At 69.9% G+C, this 19,015-nt stretch carries 17 protein-coding genes; 2 read left to right on the top strand and 15 right to left on the bottom strand.

Annotated elements, in window-relative coordinates:
- Positions 1-61: 61 nt before the first annotated feature.
- The 9 genes from AB0B48_RS12735 to AB0B48_RS12695 form a co-directional block, all read right to left on the bottom strand.
- Positions 62-766: a cytidine deaminase gene (locus AB0B48_RS12735; RefSeq protein WP_091394566.1), complete on the bottom strand. Its 705-nt coding sequence runs from the start codon at positions 764-766 to the stop codon at positions 62-64.
- 144 nt (positions 767-910) lie between these two features.
- On the bottom strand, positions 911-2,191 hold the full coding sequence (locus AB0B48_RS12730; RefSeq protein WP_357199973.1) for an ABC transporter permease: 1,281 nt from the start codon (positions 2,189-2,191) through the stop codon (positions 911-913).
- 3 nt (positions 2,192-2,194) lie between these two features.
- On the bottom strand, positions 2,195-3,559 hold the full coding sequence (locus AB0B48_RS12725) for an ABC transporter permease (protein ID WP_357199970.1): 1,365 nt from the start codon (positions 3,557-3,559) through the stop codon (positions 2,195-2,197).
- A gap of 76 nt (positions 3,560-3,635) precedes the next feature.
- Positions 3,636-5,225, bottom strand: coding sequence for an ABC transporter ATP-binding protein (locus tag AB0B48_RS12720; protein WP_357199978.1), 1,590 nt, complete (start codon positions 5,223-5,225; stop codon positions 3,636-3,638).
- 250 nt (positions 5,226-5,475) lie between these two features.
- Positions 5,476-6,543: a BMP family ABC transporter substrate-binding protein gene (locus AB0B48_RS12715; RefSeq protein ID WP_357199967.1), complete on the bottom strand. Its 1,068-nt coding sequence runs from the start codon at positions 6,541-6,543 to the stop codon at positions 5,476-5,478.
- A gap of 277 nt (positions 6,544-6,820) precedes the next feature.
- Entirely contained in the window at positions 6,821-7,168 is a 348-nt protein-coding gene (locus AB0B48_RS12710) for a hypothetical protein (protein WP_355010190.1), read from the bottom strand.
- Positions 7,169-7,266: 98 nt separating this feature from the next.
- A complete protein-coding gene (locus AB0B48_RS12705; RefSeq protein WP_357199964.1) occupies positions 7,267-8,196 on the bottom strand; it encodes a sugar ABC transporter permease in 930 nt (309 codons plus the stop codon).
- Positions 8,193-9,833 carry an ABC transporter permease subunit gene (locus AB0B48_RS12700; protein WP_357199961.1) on the bottom strand — a complete coding sequence of 547 codons (1,641 nt, stop codon included), beginning with the start codon at positions 9,831-9,833 and terminating at the stop codon, positions 8,193-8,195. The genes AB0B48_RS12705 and AB0B48_RS12700 overlap by 4 nt, the downstream gene beginning before the upstream one ends.
- Positions 9,833-11,083 carry a maltose ABC transporter substrate-binding protein gene (locus AB0B48_RS12695; RefSeq protein WP_355010193.1) on the bottom strand — a complete coding sequence of 417 codons (1,251 nt, stop codon included), beginning with the start codon at positions 11,081-11,083 and terminating at the stop codon, positions 9,833-9,835. Before AB0B48_RS12695 ends, AB0B48_RS12700 begins: the two co-directional genes overlap by 1 nt.
- A gap of 196 nt (positions 11,084-11,279) precedes the next feature.
- Between AB0B48_RS12695 and AB0B48_RS12690 the strand changes: the two genes are divergently transcribed.
- Both AB0B48_RS12690 and AB0B48_RS12685 read left to right on the top strand, forming a co-directional pair.
- Positions 11,280-12,326, top strand: coding sequence for a LacI family DNA-binding transcriptional regulator (locus tag AB0B48_RS12690; RefSeq protein WP_357199958.1), 1,047 nt, complete (start codon positions 11,280-11,282; stop codon positions 12,324-12,326).
- Positions 12,327-12,358: 32 nt separating this feature from the next.
- Positions 12,359-13,996: a glycoside hydrolase family 13 protein gene (locus AB0B48_RS12685; protein WP_357199955.1), complete on the top strand. Its 1,638-nt coding sequence runs from the start codon at positions 12,359-12,361 to the stop codon at positions 13,994-13,996.
- Positions 13,997-14,153: 157 nt separating this feature from the next.
- Here AB0B48_RS12685 and AB0B48_RS12680 read toward each other — a convergent pair whose 3' ends face one another.
- From AB0B48_RS12680 to AB0B48_RS12655, 6 genes are all read right to left on the bottom strand, one after another.
- Positions 14,154-14,591 (bottom strand): hypothetical protein, encoded by a 438-nt coding sequence (locus AB0B48_RS12680; RefSeq protein WP_357199953.1) that lies wholly within the window; start codon positions 14,589-14,591, stop codon positions 14,154-14,156.
- An 81-nt stretch (positions 14,592-14,672) separates the two neighbouring features.
- Positions 14,673-15,059, bottom strand: coding sequence for a GntR family transcriptional regulator (locus AB0B48_RS12675; RefSeq protein ID WP_357199950.1), 387 nt, complete (start codon positions 15,057-15,059; stop codon positions 14,673-14,675).
- Positions 15,059-15,985, bottom strand: coding sequence for a YhjD/YihY/BrkB family envelope integrity protein (locus AB0B48_RS12670; protein WP_357199947.1), 927 nt, complete (start codon positions 15,983-15,985; stop codon positions 15,059-15,061). Before AB0B48_RS12670 ends, AB0B48_RS12675 begins: the two co-directional genes overlap by 1 nt.
- A gap of 106 nt (positions 15,986-16,091) precedes the next feature.
- Complete coding sequence (locus tag AB0B48_RS12665) at positions 16,092-16,661, bottom strand: 2'-5' RNA ligase family protein (protein ID WP_357199945.1); 570 nt, start codon at positions 16,659-16,661, stop codon at positions 16,092-16,094.
- Positions 16,662-16,686: 25 nt separating this feature from the next.
- Positions 16,687-17,712: a tryptophan--tRNA ligase gene (trpS, locus tag AB0B48_RS12660; protein ID WP_357199942.1), complete on the bottom strand. Its 1,026-nt coding sequence runs from the start codon at positions 17,710-17,712 to the stop codon at positions 16,687-16,689.
- 33 nt (positions 17,713-17,745) lie between these two features.
- Positions 17,746-18,915 carry a hemolysin family protein gene (locus AB0B48_RS12655; protein WP_357199939.1) on the bottom strand — a complete coding sequence of 390 codons (1,170 nt, stop codon included), beginning with the start codon at positions 18,913-18,915 and terminating at the stop codon, positions 17,746-17,748.
- Positions 18,916-19,015: the final 100 nt, after the last annotated feature.

Raw genomic sequence — 19,015 nt, 5'->3', positions numbered from 1 at the left:
CCCCAGCCCGCGGCGCGCCCCCGCGCGCGACCCCCGCGCCGCCGGCCCCCGCCCCCAACCACTAAGACCACCGCACCGGGATCTCAGCAGGCGGCTCACCCTCGCCGGCCCAGAAGATGGTGCCGGTGGCGTCCACCACGACCACCCGGGGCGTCCGGGCCAGGCCCCAGGTGATCGCCTCGGCCGGGTCGTCCCAGCTTGGCGCCTCCTCCAGCACCCCGGTCTCGGCGCCGGCGTCGTCGCCTGCCGACCGCTCCCAGTACGCCGTCCAGACCTGCTGACCGGCGGACATGTCCGGGTGCACGAAGACGGTGCCGCGCCCGCGCCAGGCGGCGAGCCGCTCCGGGACCACCGGCACCGGTGTCTCCCCGGTGACGGCCTCCAGGTCCTCCACACCGAAGGCGTGCGGCAGCAGCTCGGCCATCCGCAGCGGCCGGGTCTTGCTCTCGATCAGGCACTCCGGCCCGCCGTGCTCCCAGAGCAGCTGCCGGCAGCGGCCACACGGCATCAACGGCTCGCCTGTCGCGTCGACGCAGGAGAGCGCGACGAGCCGGCCGCCACCGGTGGCGTGCAGGCTGGACACGACCCCGCACTCGGCGCACAGCGTCACCCCGTACGCGGCGTTCTCCACGTTGCAGCCGACCACCACCCGGCCGTCGTCAACAAGTGCGGCCGCGCCAACCGGGAACGTCGAGTACGGCGCGTACGCGTGCCGCATCGCCTCAATGGCGGCAGCGCGCAACCGTGCCCAGTCAATGTCGGTCATGCCGCCATTCTGCCCAAGCTGCCCAGGTCAGAAGCGGGCAGGGGCGGCCGCCCGCCGTGATCGAGTGATGAGAAGTAGGCCAGGAACGGTCCCGGCACCTACTTTTCATCACTTGATCAAGTGGGAACGGGCCCGCCCCGGAGGTCAGCCCTTGATGTAGGGCTTGCCGTCGGCGGCCGGTGCCCGGACCCGACCGACCAGCCCGGCGACCGCCAGGATCGTCGCCAGGTAGGGCAGCATGGCCAGGAACTGGCTGGGGATCGAGCTGCTGATCGCGCCCAGGTACGTGGCGAGCTGGTCGGCGAATCCGAAGAACAACGCGGCGAGCAGCGCGCCGGTCGGGTTCCAGCGACCGAAGATCAGCGCAGCCAGGGCGATGAAGCCCTTACCGCCGATCATGTTCTTGGTGAACGAGTAGAGCGCCAGGGTGTAGGACGCGCCGCCGATGCCGGCGACCACACCGGCCAGCAGCACGTTGCGGTAGCGCACCCGCAGCACCTTGACGCCGAGCGTGTCGGCGGCGATCGGGTGCTCGCCGACCGAGCGGGTCCGCAGCCCCCACCGGGTGCGGAACAGCCCGATGTGGATCACCAGCACCAGGAGCAGCCCGAGATAGAGGAAGATGTTGCCGCGGAACAACGCCGGACCGAGCACCGGGATGTCCTTCAGCAGGGGGATCTCCCAGTTGCTGAAACGGGGCGCGCTGTTGTACTTCGCGGCGTCGGTCTGCATCAGCCGCTCGTAGAGGAAGCCGGTGACGCCGACGGCCAGCAGGTTCAGCACGATGCCCATGACAACCTGGTCGACCAGGTAGCGGATGGCGAAGACGGCCAGCAGCAGCGAGATGAACGCGCCGCCGATGGCTGCGGCGACCAGGCCCACCCACACGCTGCCGGAGATGCTGCCGAACAGGGCCCCGCTGAACGCGCCCATCAGCAGTTGGCCCTCGATGGCCACGTTGACCACGCCGGACCGCTCACAGAGCACCCCGGCGAGCGCGCCGAAGATCAGCGGCAGGGCCAGGATGAACGTACCGCGGATGATGTTGACCAGTGGCATGAAGTTCTGCCCGGCCGGCGCGGCGCTGACCTGCCAGCAGAGGAACGACAGCACGAAGGCGACCAGCCCGACGCCGAGCACGGGAAGGAACCACCGCTTCGGCACCCCGGCGAGCAGCGCCGCGCCGGCGGCGATCGTGATGATCCCGAACAGGATCGCCCCGATCGTGCCGTTGATCTCCAGTGCGGCACCGGCCGCGTCGTCGCTGAGGGTGAACCGGGCCTGTTGGTCGGTGGCGAGCGCGCCGAAGAGCACCGCGGCCAGCAGGCCGAGCGCCAGCAGCGTGAGACCGACCTTCCGGCTGCGGGTCCAGAAGCCCTCGTCGACCGGGGCGACCGCGATGTCGGGGACAGCCATGGTGGACATGAGTTACCAGCCCTTCGCCAGGCTCGTCTGCAACCGGGCGGCGCGCGCGGCCCGGAGCTGGAAGATCGCCTTCACCAGGGCCGGTGCGGCGATGAAGATGACGATCAGCGCCTGGAGCACTGTCACCAGCTCCAGCGAGATCCCGGAGTACGACTGCATCCGGTTACCACCGGCCTGAAGCGCGCCGAACAGCAGCGCGGCCAGCAGCACCCCCCAGGGCTTCACCCGCCCGAGCAGTGCCACCAGGATGCCGTCGAACCCGATCTGCGCGACCACCAGCGGGGTCAACGCGCTGGCGGTCGAGCCGAGCACCATGTTCGAGCCGCCGAGGCCGGCCAGGATTCCGGCGAAGACCATGATCAGGATGTACGTCCGGGTGACGCTGATGCCCGCGGTCCGGGCGGCATCCGGGTTGGCGCCGACCGCGCGCAGCTCGAAACCGAGCGTCGAGCGGTTGAGCAACCAGGCGACCGCCCAGGTGGCCAGCACGGCGAGCAGGATGCCGGCGTGCACGCGCAGGTTGTCGCCGAGCAGTCGGGGCAGCTGGGCGGAAGTGTCCACCGCCTTGCTGATCGCGTCGGTACGGTTCGGGTCCTGCACGCCGTTCTGCACGATCAACCAGGTGAGGAAGTACGTGGCGACGTAGTTGAGCATGATCGTGTTGATCACCTCGTGCGCGCCGGCACGGGCCTTGAGGATGCCGGGGATGAAGCCCCAGATCGCTCCACCCAGCGCGCCGGCCAGCACCGCCACCAGCAGGTGCAGGCCGGGCGGCAGCGGCAGCAGGAAGCCGGCCAGCGCCGCCATGATCACACCGATGGTGGCCTGGCCCTGGGCGCCGATGTTGAACAGGCCGCCCCGGAAGGCCAGCGCCACCGACAGGCCAGTGAAGACCAGCGGCGCCGCGTAGGTCAGCGTCTCCGAGATCGGCGCGAGCACCGCCTGCCAGCCGTTGGCGCCGTCCAACCAGCCGGAGAACGCCTCGGGGTCGAAGATCGAGCCCTTGAACAGGTTCGCGTACGCCTCGCTGACGAGCGTCCAGCTGGAGTTGATCGCGTCGGACGGGCGGGAGGTGATGTACGAGTAGGTGGCGAGCACGTCGGGATCAGAGATGATCATCAGCACCGCGCCGACCACGATCGCCAGCACCAACGACAACAGGGTCACCGTGAAGGTGTTCGCCGCCCAGAGGTTGTCCAGGAACAACCGGCCCAGGCTCGGCTTCGGCTCCGGGCCTGGCTTCACCGAGCGGTCCGCCTCGGTGGCCACCTCGGCGCGTTCGGTGTTGCCGAGCGCGTTCTGCGCGGCCTGCGCCTCGCTCGCCGGCTCCTTGTCCGGCGAGCCGGACTGCGGATTGGGGTCGCTCATGCCGTCACTCCGCTTCGCTGCGTGACGCCATGAGGCACCAGACCCCGGTGTCGACTGTTCGCTCGCTGGCGCTCGCTCATGCCTCGTCCTCGCTCGCGGAGCCCGCGTCGCGCGCCGGGCTCCCGTCTGCCGCGCCGGGCTTGTCGGTGGCGGGTGCCGCGCCGGGCTCCTCGGCGGCGATTGCCGCGCCGGGCTTCTCGGCGACGGCGTCGTGGGCCTCGTCCGGGCTGATGCCGGCCATCAGCAGACCGATCTCCTCACGCGGGGTGTCCGGGCCGACGATGCCGATGATCCGGCCGCGGTACATCACCGCGATCCGGTCGGCCAACCCGATCACCTCGTCGAGTTCGCTGGAGACCACCAGAACGGCGGTGCCGATGTCTCGCTCGCGGATGACCTGGCTGTGGATGAACTCGATCGACCCGACGTCGACGCCACGGGTCGGCTGGGCGGCGATGAGGAGCTTCAGTGGCCGGGACAGCTCCCGGGCCACGATCACCTTCTGCTGGTTGCCCCCGGACAGGGTGCCCACCGCCGCGTCGGCCGACGAGGTACGAACGTCGAACTGCTCGATCCGCTCCTTCGCGGAGGCGGCGATCGCCTCCGGCTTCAGCGCGAGCCCGGCACCGAACGGCGGCCGGTCGTAGATGTCCAGCACCAGGTTCTCCGCGACGCTGAACTCCTTGACCAGGCCGTCCACGCTGCGGTCCTCAGGTACGTAACCGACGCCCGCCCGGAGCACCTTCTTGGGCTTCCAGCCGTTGATCTGGTCGCCGGCCAGGCTGATCGTGCCGGCCAGCACCGGGCGCAGGCCCATGATCGCTTCGATCAGCTCGGTCTGACCGTTGCCCTGTACGCCCGCCACGCCGAGGACCTCGCCCGCGCGCACGGTCAGGTCGACGCCGTCGACAGCGCGGATCTGCCGGTCGTCGTCGACGACCAGCCCGGCCACCTCCAGCACCGGGTCGCCCGGCGTGGCCGGGGTCTTGTCCACGGTGAGCCGGACGTTGCGCCCGACCATCAACGCGGCCAGCTCGTCCCGACTGGCCCCGGGCGAGGCGGTGCCGACGGTCTTTCCGCGTCGGATCACTGTGATCCGGTCGGCGATGGCCTTGACCTCGCCGAGCTTGTGGGTGATGAAGACGATCGACTTGCCGGCCGCCTTGAGCGACCGCATGACCGTCAGCAACTCCTCGGTCTCCTGGGGGGTGAGCACCGCTGTCGGCTCGTCCAGGATGAGCAGGTCGACGTCGCGGGTGAGCGCCTTGACGATCTCGACGCGTTGCTGGATGCCGACCGGCAGGTCCTCGATCACCGCATCCGGGTCGACCCGCAGGTTGTAGCGCTCGGACACCTCGGTGACCTCGCGCCGGGCCCGACGCCGGTCCAGGAAGCCGGCGATGCCGCCCCGGACCTGCTCCGCGCCGAGCATGACGTTCTCGGCGACGGTGAAGACCGGCACCAGCATGAAGTGCTGGTGCACCATGCCGATTCCGGCGGCGATCGCGTCGGACGGGCCCTTCAGCTTCAGCGGCTTGCCGTCGACCAGGATCTCGCCCTCGTCGGGCTGGTAGAGCCCGTAGAGCACGTTCATCAGGGTCGACTTGCCCGCGCCGTTCTCGCCGAGGAGGGCGTGAATCTCTCCAGGCTCCACCGTCAGGTCGATGTGATCGTTGGCGACCAGATCACCGAACCGCTTGGTGATGCCGCGCAGTTCGAGTCTCAGCGCAACCTCCTGGAGTGCGAGCGATGGTGCAGCCTAGCTGCCGTGGAACCAACCGGGCCGGGCCGGCCGCCGTGGTGCGCGATCGGCCGCTCCAACCCCGCGGGGTATCCGCAGAGCCAGAGCGGCCGATCGGGTCGTACCTGTCCGCGCCGGCCCTCCCGATGATCTCACCGGAGGGGCCGGCCGGTCGTCACTTGGTCGGCTGGGCCTTCGAGGTGACGGTGATGGTGCCGGCGGCGATGTCCGCCTTGATCTTGTCGACCTCGGCCTTCAGCTCGGCCGGGACCTTGCTGTCGAAGTCGTGGTACGGGGCGATCGAGACGCCGGTGTTGGCCAGGGTGCCGACGAAGCCCGGCTTGGCCTCCAGCTTCTCGCCACCGGCGGCCTTCACCACGGCCTCCTTGACGGCCTCCGGGATGTTCTTGACCACGGTGGTGACGATCGCCGAGCAGTCCGGGGTGCTCTCGCAGCCGTCGACGTCCACCCAGATGGTGCTGTACTTGCCGCCCGAGGCCTTGGCCGCTGCGGTGGTGCCGAGGCCGGAGCCGCCGGCGACCGGCATGATGATGTCCGCGCCCTGGGCGACCAGCGCGTCGGAGACCTTCTTGCCCTCGTCCTGCTTGGCGAAGTCGTTGGTGAAGGAACCCTTCTGGGTGTCCTTGTTCCAACCCAGCGCCTGGACGTTCTTGCCCTTGGTGGTGTTGAAGTACTTCACACCGTCGACGAAGCCGTCCATGAAGATGGTCACCGGCGGGATCGGCAGACCACCGTAGGTGCCCACCTTGCCGCTCTTGCTCATCCCGGCGGCCAGGTAACCGGCCTGGAACGCGGCCTGGGCGGTGTCGAACTGCATCGGGTAGACGTTGGCGTCACCCGGGTTCGCGTCGACGATGCCGAACTGCTGGTTCGGGTTCGCCTTGGCGATCTTCGAGGTGGCGTCACCCATCAGGCCACCGACGGCCAGGATGAAGTCGCACTTCTGGTTGACGTACTGCGTCAGGTTCGGCTCGTAGTCGGCCTCGGCCTTCGACGCGACGAACTTGATGTCGATGTTGTCGTTGGCGGCCTTGGCCTCCTGCAGACCCTTCCAGGCCGAGGTGTTGAACGACTTGTCGTCGATGCCGCCGACGTCGGTCACCATGCAGGCGCTGAACTTCTTGCCGCCACTGCCGGCGTTGTTGTCATCCTTGGGCGCCTCGCCACAAGCAGCGGCGGTGAGCGCGAGCCCACCCACCGCGAAGATCGAAGCGATCCGCATCCCACGCACCGAGCGCAAGACGTCTCCTTCCCATTGCTCACCGCGCCTTGTGCGGTGGCAGCCCATCAGCCGGCCTGCGGGTGTGCCGCCGGCTGTCCCACGTTACGGACGGGAGCGTACGCCCGCGCCCACCCACCGGCCGACAATCGTGCACGACTGTTGAGCGCCTGTTACCCGGGTGTAACCCTTGCGTGGGGCACGTCACTCTTCGTGCTGGTAACCGTGCGCCGCAGCGTCCGCAACGTCCCTTTTCTGGAGGCGTTTCCCTCCTCGGACGTTACCGCCAAAAGACCGCGACCGCCGCGTTGACCAGGGTCAGACCGACGATCGCGAGGAAATGACCGCGGTTGACCACGTCCCGCTTCCGGGAGAAGAAGACCATGACGAAGATCAGCAGCGCGATCACCAACTTCGTCACAAGTTTTGCCGGGTTCGGCTCGTCGTCGCCGCCGCCGCGCAGCGGCGCGGAGAGGCCCAGCCCGGTCAGCAACTGGATCACCGCGCCCCACAGCATGGCCTGGTTGATCCGCAGCCGACCGCTGGCGTACTGGGCGATCGAGCCACCGAGCAGCAGGGCGAACCCGATCAGATGGACGTAGAGAAGGATGAGTCTGAGAGCTTCCACGCCCGCCATACTCCCCTATGAACGACGGATCGTAGTAGAGGGAATCGCCCACGAACGCGGATCACTCGATCAACCGGCCGCTGGAACGCCGACCCCTCTCAGCCCTTGACGGCTCCCGAGGTCAACCCGGAGACGATGTAGCGCTGGAGGAACTGGAAGACCAGCACCGTCGGGATCGCGGTCAGCAGGGTGCCGGCCGCGAAGATCCCGAAGTTGGTGTTCCGCTCGCCGCCCTGCAACATGCCCCGCATGCCGACCGCGAGGGTCTTGGCATCCGTGTCGGTGAGGAAGACGCTCGCCATCAGGAACTCGTTGATGGTGTTGATGAAGGCGAGCAGCCCGGTCACCGCGAGGATCGGCGCCACCAACGGCAGCATGATCCGGAAGAAGACCTGGGCGTGTGAGGCGCCGTCCACGGTGGCCGACTCGTCCAGCTCGCGGGGCAGGGTGTCGAAGAAGCCCTTCATCAGCCAGGTGTTCACGCCCAGCGCGCCACCCAGGTAGAGCAGCAACAGACCCCACGGGGTGTTGAAGCCGATGGCCGGCCACAGGTCGGTGATCGCGCCGAAGATCAGGAAGATCGCAACGATCGCGAGGAACTGCGGGAACATCTGGATCAACAGCAGTGACAGCAACCCCACCCGTCGCCCCTGAAACCGCATCCGGGAGAAGGCGTACGCCGCGAGCGCGGAGAGGAAGACCGAGGCGAACGCGGCCCCACCGGCGATGAGCAGCGAGTTCAGGAACCAGTCAGCGAACCCGGTGCGCGCGAACAGGTTCCCGAAGTTCTCCAACGACACCCCGCCGGTCGGCACCAACTCGGTGGACGACAGGGTGCCGAGCGGATTGAGCGCCGCCGAGACGACGAACACGAGCGGAAACAGACTGAACAGCACGCCGAGCAGGCCGACCAGGTGCCGCCAGCCGACCTCGGCGAACCATCGCTTCTTACGCCTGCCCGCGTTGCGGTCGACCGTCGCCGGGCCGTTCGCGCCGCCCGTGACGGCGGCGCCGGTGAGCATGGTCATGAATACACCTCCTCCTGTTGGCGGGTCCGCCGGAAGCTGACCGCCGACACCACCGCGACGATGGCGAAGATGAACAGCGAGATGGCCGCGGCGAAGCCGAACTGTGCGGCCTGCCCACCGAACGCCAGCCGGTAGGTGTAGGTGATCAGCAGGTCGGTGGCGCCGTTGCTGGGGTTGTCCGCCGGGAATGGTGCACCCTCGGTGGTCAGGTAGATCGCGTTGAAGTTGTTGAAGTTGAACGCGAACGACGAGATCAGCAGCGGCGAGAGCGCGACCAGCAGCAGCGGCAGGGTGACGGCCCGGAACGACTGCCAGCGCGACGCCCCGTCGACCGAGGTGGCCTCTGTCAACTCCCGTGGGATGGCCTGTAGAGCGCCGGTGGCCACCAGGAACATGTACGGGTAGCCGAGCCAGAGCTGCACCAGGATCACCGCGGCGCGGGCCGACCAGCCCTGCCCGAACCAGTCGACGCTGAGCCCGAACAGATTGTTGATCAGCCCGAAGTCGGTGTTGAACATGTCCCGCCAGACCAGGAGCATCGCGAAGGACGGCATGGCGTACGGCAGGATCAGCAACATCCGGTAGAGGTTGGTGCCCCGCATTCGGGGCGAGTGCAGCGCCAGGGCGATCGCCATGCCGAGGATGAACGTGCCGCCGGTGGAGCCGATGGCGAAGGCGAAGTTCCAGATCAGCGTGCGGAGGAACGGCCCGGAGATCCGCTCGTCGGTGAGCACCCGGGTGAAGTTGGACAGCCCGACGTTCACCTTCCAACCCTGGGCCAGCCGCTCGCCGTCGGCGGCGACGAACGCGCCGACCTCGCCGTCCGCGGTCCAGGTCCTGCCGCTGTCGCTGTCCTTGACGCAGTCGCAGCCCGCGTCGTACGCCCGGACGGCCTTGCCCTCGTACGCCCGGGACAGGCCAGACGAGCGCAGCGCGCCTCCGGCCGTCGGCACCACCAGGTCCGTGATGTCCTTGCTGCGGGCGCTGGCCTGGCTGAAGTTCAGCACGGTGTAGCCGTCGGCCGCGGTGACCTTCCCGCCGGGGCCGACGGTGGCCGCGCCGGGATCGAGCGGGCGAAGGCCCTCGGCGTCGCCGACGGAGACCGTGTCGGTTCCTGGCTTGGTGATCAGGAAGACCAGGGCACCGGTGGCCGGGTCGCCCTTGGTGGCGACCGACAACGGGTACTGGGTGGACCCCGGGACCTGCTTGACCGAGGAGCTCTGGATCGCGACGATCGCGTCGTCCTTGCTGCCTCGGTGGCCGTCGCCGAAGTTGGTGAAGGCCGTGCTCGCGGTGTAAAGCACCGGCACGACCTGGAAGGCGATCAGGAAGAGCGTGCCGGGGATGAGGTACTTCGCCGGGACGTGCCGGCGGCCCAGGTACAGATAGAACAGTGCGGCGGTGGTCAGCACCAGCACCGCCAGCCCGACCCACTTCTCGGCCGCCACGAGCGGGAAGGCCGCCCAGATCGCGATCCCGGCCACCAGGCCGAGCAGGATCACCTTCGCGGCGAGGCCGGTCGCGGTGATCGGCGCGTGGTTCCGCGCGGTACGGGTGGTGCGCGGGGACCCGGTGCGGACGGGCCCCCGGCCCGGGGCCTGCTGGGCAGGCCCCGGGCCGGACAGCGGTGTGCTCATTACTTGATCGAACCGGCGATCGTCTTGCCGGCCGCGGTAACCGTGCTGGTCGGGTCGGCGCCGCCGATGACGGCGGCCTCGGCCTTGCCGAACGGGTCCCAGATCGCGGCCATGGCCGGGATGGCCGGGAGCACCTGCCCGTTCTTGCCGGCCTCGATGAACTTGGCCAGGTCCGGGTCGCTGCTCTTGACCTGGTCAAGCGCGGCGGTCAGCGCCGGCGGGCGCGGGTCGGCCTGGTAGAGCGCCACGGCCAGCTCCGGCGTGGTGACGTAGTTGGCGACGAACTCCTGGGCGAGTGCCTTGTTCTTGCCCTTGGCCGCCACGTAGAAGGACTGGACGCCTACGAACGGCGCGGCCGCCTTGCCGCCGGCGAAGCCGGGAACGGCGGAGACGTCGTACTTGATGCCGGCCTTCTTCACGTCGGCGGTGGCCCACGGCCCGGAGACCAGGAAGGCGCACTTCTTGCCAGTGAAGGTGGCGGTCGAGTTGGTGTCGGCGATCGAGCGCTTCAGCACGCCCTCGCCCTTCTCGCCGAGCGCGGCGATCTTCTTGAACGCGGCGATCGACTCCGGCTTGCCCACGCCCAGGTCCTTCGGGTCGTAGTCGCCGTTCGCGGTGGTGCCGAAGAGGTAACCGCCGGCCGAGGTGTACAGCGGATAGATGTGGTACGCGTCGCCCTTCTGGCCGACCTGGAGGCAGAGCGTCTCGGTGACCTTCTTCTGCGCCTTGAGCTGCTTGCCGGTGGCGACCAGGTCCTCGATCGTCTTCGGTGCCTCGGGGGCCAGTTCGGTGTTGCGGATCAGCGCCAGGTTCTCCTGGGCATAGGGCACGCCGTAGAGCTGGCCGTTGAACGTGACGGCCTTGACGGCGGTCTCGTTGAAGGCGGCCTTCTGCTGGTCGGACAGCTGCACCGGGTCGATGGCACCGTTCTGGACCAGGTTGCCGATCCAGTCGTGCGCGCCGATCACCACGTCCGGGCCGCCGCCCTGGCTCGACACTGTCACGAAGTTGTTCTGAAGGTCCTCGTTCGGGACGGCCTGGACCTCGACGCTGACGCCGTTCTCCTGGCCGAACTTCTCGGCGAACGGCTTGAGGGCGGCGGTCCGCTTGTCGTCCGCCCAGATCACCAGTTTGCCGCCGGCGGCCTTGGGGGTCTCCTTCGCGGCCGGCTCGTCGCTGTCGCCACCGCAGCCTGAGGCGGCGAGCGCCAGGGCGAAGAGGGCGACCACACCCGCGGTACGGATGCGCATCGGTACTCCTGTCGTCATGGCGGCTCGCCGGGGACGGGCGGCTCGCCAGTGGAAAGTCTGGAAGTTCTTGCCGATCGGCGCATGGATACTGCGCCGCTGCTCTCGCGTGTTGCGGGGACGTTAGCAAGACGTTGCAAGTAATGGAAGGGCTTGCAGAGGACCCCGCAAGAACTTGCCGGTGGGCTAAAGTGCCGCCATGCGCGCTCGACTGTCCGACATCGCCCAGCAGGCCGAAGTCAGCGAGGCCACGGTGTCGCGGGTGCTCAACGACCGCCCCGGCGTGGCCCCGGAGACCCGGCAGGCCGTCCTCACCGCCCTCGACGTGCTCGGGTACGAGCGGCCGGCCCGGCTGCGTAAGCGCAGCGCCGGTCTCGTCGGCCTGGTGGTGCCGGAGCTGGACAACCCGATCTTTCCCGCCTTCGCCCAGGTCATCGAGTCCACTCTGGCGCAGAGTGGATTCACGCCGGTGCTCTGCACCCAGACCGCCGGCGGCGTGACCGAGGACGAGTACGTGGAGATGCTGCTGGACAGGCAGGTCTCCGGCATCGTCTTCGTCTCCGGGCTGCACGCCGACACGGCCGCCAACCACGACCGCTACCGGGCGCTGCTCGCCCGGCCGTTGCCGGTCGTGATGATCAACGGGTACGTGCCCGGCATCGGCGCGCCCTTCGTCTCCTGCGACGACCGGGAGGCGGCCGAGCTGGCAGTTGCGCACCTGGTCGCGCTCGGGCACCGACGGATCGGCCTGATCACCGGCCCGGACCGGTTCGTCCCGGTGCAGCGCAAGGTGGCCGCCTGGCGTTCCGCGATGACCCGGCTGGCCGGCGTCGCCGAAGCCGACCTGGGCCCGCTGGCCGAGCTGTCACTGTTCGGAGTGGAGGGTGGCGAGGCGGCGGCCGGCCGCCTGTTGGACCGCGGCGTCACCGGGGTGGTCTGCGGCTCCGACCTGATGGCGCTCGGCGCGATCCGGGCCGCCCGTCAACGCGGCCTCGACGTGCCCGGCGGCCTCTCCGTGGTCGGCTACGACGACTCCCCGCTGATGGCCTTCACCGACCCGCCGCTGACCACCATGCGGCAACCGGTCACCGCGATGGCGGTGGCCGCCGTCCGCGCCCTGGTGGACGAGATCAACGGGCACGGCGCCCCGCACTCGGAGTACCTGTTCCGCCCGGAGCTGGTGGTGCGTGGCTCCACGGCTGTCGCGCCGAGTCCCGCACGCTTGTCTTACGCAAGATCTGCTTGACTCTTGCAACGGCGGGCCGGCATATTGCTCGAATGATCAGCACCGCCACCCCACCGCAGACCACCACCGACGACGACTGGTGGCGCTCTGCGGTCGTCTACCAGGTGTACGTCCGCAGCTTCGCCGACAGCGACGGCGACGGCACCGGCGACCTCCAGGGCATCCGGCAGCGCCTGCCGTACCTGCGCGACCTCGGTGTGGACGCGCTCTGGCTGACCCCCTTCTACACCTCGCCCATGATCGACGGCGGGTACGACGTGGCCGACTACCGGGACGTCGACCCGATGTTCGGCACACTCGCCGACTTCGACGCGATGATCACTGACGCGCACGCCCACGGCCTTCGGATCATCGTCGACCTGGTGCCCAACCACACCTCCAGCGCGCACCGCTGGTTCACCGCGGCGCTCGCCGCCGGCCCCGGCTCCCCGGAGCGGGCCCGCTACCTCTTCGCCGACGGTCAGGGCACGCACGGCGAGTTGCCCCCGAACGACTGGGAGAGCATCTTCGGCGGCCCCGCCTGGACCCGGACGGCTGACGGCGAGTGGTATCTGCACCTGTTCGACAGCTCGCAGCCGGACCTGAACTGGCGTCACCCGGAGGTTCGCGCCGAGTTCGAGGACGTGCTGCGGTTCTGGCTGGATCGGGGCGTCGACGGATTCCGCGTCGACGTGGCGCACGGCATGATCAAGGCGGAAGGGCTGCCGGACGTCGGCTTCAGCACGATGACCACCGGCCAGCGTCAGGTCGAACTGCTCGGCAAGGGCCGGCTGCCCTACTTCGACCAGGACGAGGTGCACGAGATCTACCGGGCGTGGCGGCCCATCCTGGACAGCTACCCCGGCGGTCGGATGGCGGTCGCCGAGGCGTGGGCCGAGACGCCACAGCGCCTGGCCCGCTACATCGGCCCGGACGAGTTGCACCAGGCGTTCAGCTTCGACTTCCTCGACGCCACCTGGTCGGCCGACTCATTCCGCAAGGTGATCGACACCGCCTTGGCCGAGGCGACCGTCGTCGGGGCGCCCACCACCTGGGTGCTGTCCAACCACGACAAGCAGCGGCACGTCACCCGGTACGGCGACGGCGTCGAAGGGCTGCGCCGAGCCCGGGCCGCCAGCCTGCTGATGCTCGCCCTGCCCGGTTGCGCCTACCTCTACCAGGGCGAGGAACTGGGCCTGCCGGAGGTCCTCGACCTCCCCGACGAGCTCCGCCAGGATCCGGCGTTCCTGCGCACCGGCGAGAGCCGCGACGGCTGCCGGGTGCCCATCCCGTGGGACGGCGAGCTGGCTCCGTACGGCTTCGGACCGGCCGGCAGTGAGCTGAGCTGGCTACCCGCCCCGGCGCTCTGGCGGGCACTGTCCGTCACGGCGCAGACCGGCGTGCCCGGCTCGACCCTGGAGCTGTACCGGGCCGCGCTGCGGATCCGCCACGTTCATCCCGCGCTCGCCCTCGACGCCGACGGGGTCACCTGGCAGGCGAGCGAGCCGGGCGTGCTGGCCTTCTCCCGCTCCGCCGGAGCGACAGTGCTGACCTGCGTCGTCAACATGAGCGGCGCGCCGGTCCTGATCGACGGGTACGGTCAGCCGCTCGTCGCCAGCGACGAGCTCACCGAACAGGGCTCCGGCCGGCTGCTGCCAATTGACGCGGCAGTCTGGTTGGAACGGCGCTGAACGGGTAACTCGTTCTCGACCTGGTCGTTCGTCGTGCCCCGCGCCGACGGGCGACTGGGCTACCGGCCCCTTGTGGTGGGGGGTGAGGTGCCACCGGCGCCGCGCGGAGTCCGCTCCGCGTGGCGCCGGTGTCCGTGCACCCCAACCCAGGTCGTCGTCACTTCGCGGTGAGCAACGCTGCGATCCGGGTGAAGCCGGCACGTACCTCGGCCTCGTCCGGCGCTTCGACGGGCTCACCGTGGCCGGCCTCGTCGGCTGCCGCGTCCAACTCCTCGTCGATCACGTCCTCGAAGTCGCCGTACAGGTCGGCCCCCTCCACCTGCCGGGCCTCATCCTCGGCGGCGACCTGGGCGGCGGCGATCTCGCTGCGGATCTCGTCGGCGGACAGCGCCGGCAGCAACGGCTCCACCACGGCCATCAACTGCTCCTCGGCCACCACCGCCTCGGCCAGGGCCAACGCGTGCGGTCGCTCGTACGGCCCGCAGACCACCGGCTCCCACTCGTCGATATCACCGAGCGGACCGAAGGTGATGATCCACGGCAGGCCGAGGAGCGGCGAGTCCGCCGGCAGGTCCAGTGTCATGAGTGCGCCCACCGGCTCATCATGGTCCGCGAACGCGAGCGGCGGCGCAGTTCTGCTCAGTTATCGCCCGTCCGACTGTCGATCGGCAGCCGGTCAGCCGGGGCGGACCGCGTCCAGGGCGGCGCGGACCAGAGCGAGCGCGGTGGCCGGTGGCACGCCGAGCCGGGCCGCCTCCGCCGCGTAACCGGCCGCCGCCCGCTGCAACCGGTCGACGGCGTCGTCCCGCCCGGGGGCGACGAAGGTGCCGTTGCGCCCCCGGGTCTCCAGCAGCCCGGCCGCCTCCAGCTCCCGGTAGGCGCGGGCCACCGTGTTCGCGGCCAACCGCAGGTCGGCCGCGAGCTGCCGGACGGTGGGCAGGCGGCTGCCCACCGGCAACCTGCCGTCGCCGATCAGCTCGGCGAGCTGCACGCGCACCTGCTCGTACGGGGGCACCGACGAGTCCGCGTCGACCGAGATCAGCACCTGCGCGCCTTCCGTCATCAGCCCGCACCGCCCGGCGTACCGGGGTCGATGCCCTCGTCGACATCCTTCGGCGGGGCGGGGGTCTCCGCCAGGTCCACCACTCGGCCGGTGGTGCTGGTCGCCAGGAGCGCCGCGCCGAACAGCACCAACTGGTTGAGCAGGTAGAGGTACAGCAGCAGACCGACGGCGCCGGCCACCACGGTGTACGCCGGGTTCCGCTCGGTCCGCACCACGTAGTACCGGCCGACGGTGTTCAGCAGCGTGATGCCGACAGCGACGAGCAACACCACCGGGCGCAGCCGGGACCGGCTCATCCGCAGCCGGGGCACGGCGAGCAGCAACGCGGTGGCGAGCACTGTGTTGACCAGCACGCTGAGCACCGCGCTGATGGTGGTCAGACCCACCGAGCCGGTGCTGCGCAGCAGAAAACGCAGCAGCGACTCCAGCGCGTCCACCGCCGCGACCGAGACGCCGAGCAGCACGAAGACGCCGATCATCACGCCCAGGTCGACGAGCCGCCGTACCACCAGATTGCCCGGCTGCTGGTTGAGCTGGTACATCAGCCGCTGCGAGGACCGGATGGCCTCGACCCAACCGATCCCGGTGAAGACCAGGATGACCAGGCCGACCACACCGACGGTGCCGCTGGAGTTGGCGATCTGCCCGGCGTCCAGGAACGGCAGATTCTCCTTGAGGAAGTCGGCCGCCGCCGCGCTGACCTCGTCGTTGTCCTCCAGGATCGCGCCGAAGACGGAGAACGCGACCAGGGCGAGGGCGAACACGGCGAAGAAGCCGTAGTAGGCGATCGCGGCGGCCAACCGGCCAGCCAGCACCTCGCCGTACAGCACCCCGGCCCGCCACACGTGATCGAAGAGCCCCGACCGGTGGCGCGCGGCGCTCACCCAGCGGTCGATGCCCGTCTCGATCCGGCCGATCACGTTCACGCGGTCATCCTCGCCGATCTCCCACCGCTGTAGTGGCAACCGGCTCCCGATGCTCGCCGGCCGGCGCGTCGCTGCTCCAGGTGCTGACGGCTCGAATGCCGGCGTTTCAGGTGCCGAGGCAGAAGTCCCGACGCGGCTGCCACCTGGCCTGCCCGCTGTGCGAGAAGAGGGTGAACCCGTCGACCTCGAACATCGCGGAGAAGTCGGCCAGATCCTCGTACACCCGGTCCAGGGCCTCCGATGCCACGTCCTGAGCCACTGTGACGTGCGGATGGTACGGGAAGCGGAGTTCGCGGTGCAGGCCCGGCGCTGCGGCGATGGCCGCGGCCAGCAACTCGCACTCGCTGATCCCGGCGGCCACCGCGACGAACACCACCTGGGTGACCGGACGGAACGTGCCGGTGCCCCGCAGGTGCAGGGTGAACGGCAGGTGCGCGGCGGCGACGGCGGCCAGGTGCCGCTCGACCGCCGGCAGGTTGGCCGTCCGGATCTCGGTGGGCCCGAGCAACGTCACGTGCGCGGGCACCGCCAGCGGATCACCGGCCTCGATCCGCCGCCGGGTGAGCAGGGCACCCCACGGCTCGGGGATGTCCACGGCGATGCCGATCTGGATGGTGTCGCCGGTCGGCGGCACCCCGCCCCTGCGATCCACGCTTCGCGCCGCCCCTCCGAGCACCGAGCCGTCCACCTGTACCGCGGAGCTACTCGCCGCGCACGGGCGGGAAGAACCCGACCCGCTCGTACGCGGACCGCAGGGTCGCCGCGGCCACCGCGCGGGCCTTCTCCGCGCCGGCCGCGAGCAGCTTGTCCAACTGCGCCGGATCGTCGAGGTAGGCGCGGGTGCGCTCCTGGATCGGCCGGACGAAGTCCGTCACCACCTCGGCCAGCTCCTTCTTCAGATCGCCGTAGCCACGACCCGCGTAGGCGGCCACCAGCTCGTCGATGCTGCGGCCGCTGAGCGCCGAGTAGATGGTCAACAGGTTGGACACACCCGGCTTGGTCTCGGTGTCGAAGACGATTTCCCGACCGGTGTCAGTCACCGCCGAACGGATCTTTTTCGCGGACCGGGCCGGATCGTCGAGCAGGTCGATGATGCCGGCTGGCGAGGACGACGACTTCGACATCTTCGCGGTCGGGTCCTGCAGGTCGGTGATCTTGGCAGTGTCCTTGACGATGTGCGGCGCGGGCACCGTGAACGTCGCGCCGAACAGCGAGTTGAAGCGCTGGGCCAGATCCCGGGAGAGTTCCAGGTGCTGGCGCTGGTCCTCGCCGACCGGGACCGCGTTGGCCTGGTAGAGCAGGATGTCGGCGGCTTGGAGGACCGGATAGGTGAACAGCCCGACGCTGGCCCGCTCGTTGCCCTGCTTCTGCGACTTGTCCTTGAACTGGGTCATCCGGCTGGCCTCGCCGAAGCCGGTGATGCAGCCGAGCACCCAGGCCAGCTGCGGGTGCTCGGGCACCTGCGACTGGACGAACAGGGTGCTGCGTTCCGGGTCGAGCCCGACCGCGAAGAGCTGGGCCGCGGCCACCCGGGTCCGCTGGCGCAGCAGCGCCGGATCGTGCCCCGCCGTGATGGCGTGCAGGTCCACCACGCAGTAGAACGCGTCGTGGGTGTCCTGTAGCGCCACCCAGTGCCGCACCGCGCCGAGATAGTTGCCGAGGTGGAACGAGTCGGCTGTCGGCTGGATGCCGGAGAAGACGCGGGGCCGGGCGGGAACGTCGGACATGGCGATAATTCTGTCAGCAAGCAACCCGGTCCGTCATGACGGGCCGGCGGGTCGGCTCCGGCCCGCCGGTGCCGGGGTGCTGACCTCGCGTGGTTCGCCAGCGCCGACCCGGCGCGTCGGCCCGACCGTCACCCGGCGGTGCTGCCCCGTCACCGCCTCCCGAGCCGGCTCGGGGCCGCCCGCCGAGGCCGACGCGGCGTCGTACTCAAGGCGCTTGCCGGCGCCCTGCTCTCGGCGCTGGTCGGCGCTGCGGGCGGCGGAGACGGCGAGTTGGGCCACCCGGCGGCCGTCCAACGTGAGCACCCGCAGCAGCCAGCCGGCTGGCAGCTCGGCCGGATCGGGTGCGCCGACCTCGGCGGGCTCACCCGGCACCGGCACCTCGTCACCGGTCACCGGGAGCCGGCCCAGCGCGGCCATGACGAACCCGCCCACCGTCTCGTACGGTCCGGCGGGGAGGGCCACCCCGGTCCGCTCGGCGAAGTCAGCGAGGTTGAGGCGGCCATCCACCACGGCGGGCAGGCCGGCACGCTCCGGGTCCGGGGTGGCGTCGTACTCGTCGTGGATCTCGCCGAAGAACTCCTCGATGAGGTCCTCCAGCGTGACGATCCCGGCCGTGCCGCCGTACTCGTCGACCACCACAGCGAGGTGCTGACCCTCCCGGCGCATCTCGGTCAGCGCGGCGAGCACCCGTTTGCTGTCCGGGAGTCGCTTCACCTCCCGGGCCAACTCCCCGACGGTGACGCACGGGTCGGCGTCTGGGCGCAGCAGTACGTCACGGAGGTGCACGAAGCCGACCACGTCGTCGTGCGTACCGTCGGTGACCGGGTAACGGGTGTGGGTTTCGGCGCGGACCAGTCGGGCGGCTTCGACGATTGTCATCCGTGCCGGGAGGAAGACCACCTCGGTGCGCGGCATCATCACCTCGCGGATCAGACTGGCACCGGCCACCAGGACCTCGTCGATGATCCGTCGCTCGTCCGGGTCGAGCACCGTGTTCGCCGCGACAAGGTCCCGCAGATCGGCCTCGGAGATGTGTTCCCGACCGGCCGTCGGACCGGTCCCGAGCAGGTCGGTGACGAGTCGGGTGGCGCCATCCGCGGCGCGAACCAGCACCCGGGCGACGCCCCGGGCGAGCGGGCCAGGGGCGCGGCGGGGGTGTGCCCGCGCGTTTCGCCGGAGCCCGGTACGGGCCGCTTCCCGCATGACAGAGATGGTAGACACCGTGGGCCCACCGCACCGGGGATCGCGCGGAGCGGCGGAGAGATGTTCGGCTCTGTTTAATCATGAGAGATTATGATGGAAT

It is taken from the genome of Micromonospora sp. NPDC049089, from assembly GCF_040648775.1.
Classification (GTDB): Bacteria; Actinomycetota; Actinomycetes; order Mycobacteriales; family Micromonosporaceae; genus Micromonospora.
Note: the sequence above shows the minus strand (reverse complement) of the source record. Positions and strands in the feature narration are given on the sequence as shown.

Excerpts from the sequence above, each read along its gene's own strand:
- AB0B48_RS12735 (WP_091394566.1), bottom strand. The coding sequence starts at position 766 with ATGACCGACATTGACTGGGCACGGTTGCGCGCTGCCGCCATTGAGGCG.
- AB0B48_RS12730 (WP_357199973.1), bottom strand. The coding sequence starts at position 2,191 with ATGTCCACCATGGCTGTCCCCGACATCGCGGTCGCCCCGGTCGACGAG.
- AB0B48_RS12725 (WP_357199970.1), bottom strand. The coding sequence starts at position 3,559 with ATGAGCGACCCCAATCCGCAGTCCGGCTCGCCGGACAAGGAGCCGGCG.
- AB0B48_RS12715 (WP_357199967.1), bottom strand. The coding sequence starts at position 6,543 with ATGCGGATCGCTTCGATCTTCGCGGTGGGTGGGCTCGCGCTCACCGCC.
- AB0B48_RS12705 (WP_357199964.1), bottom strand. The coding sequence starts at position 8,196 with ATGACCATGCTCACCGGCGCCGCCGTCACGGGCGGCGCGAACGGCCCG.
- AB0B48_RS12700 (WP_357199961.1), bottom strand. The coding sequence starts at position 9,833 with ATGAGCACACCGCTGTCCGGCCCGGGGCCTGCCCAGCAGGCCCCGGGC.
- AB0B48_RS12695 (WP_355010193.1), bottom strand. The coding sequence starts at position 11,083 with ATGCGCATCCGTACCGCGGGTGTGGTCGCCCTCTTCGCCCTGGCGCTC.
- AB0B48_RS12690 (WP_357199958.1), top strand. The coding sequence starts at position 11,280 with ATGCGCGCTCGACTGTCCGACATCGCCCAGCAGGCCGAAGTCAGCGAG.
- AB0B48_RS12685 (WP_357199955.1), top strand. The coding sequence starts at position 12,359 with ATGATCAGCACCGCCACCCCACCGCAGACCACCACCGACGACGACTGG.
- AB0B48_RS12675 (WP_357199950.1), bottom strand. The coding sequence starts at position 15,059 with ATGACGGAAGGCGCGCAGGTGCTGATCTCGGTCGACGCGGACTCGTCG.
- trpS (WP_357199942.1), bottom strand. The coding sequence starts at position 17,712 with ATGTCCGACGTTCCCGCCCGGCCCCGCGTCTTCTCCGGCATCCAGCCG.
- AB0B48_RS12655 (WP_357199939.1), bottom strand. The coding sequence starts at position 18,915 with ATGCGGGAAGCGGCCCGTACCGGGCTCCGGCGAAACGCGCGGGCACAC.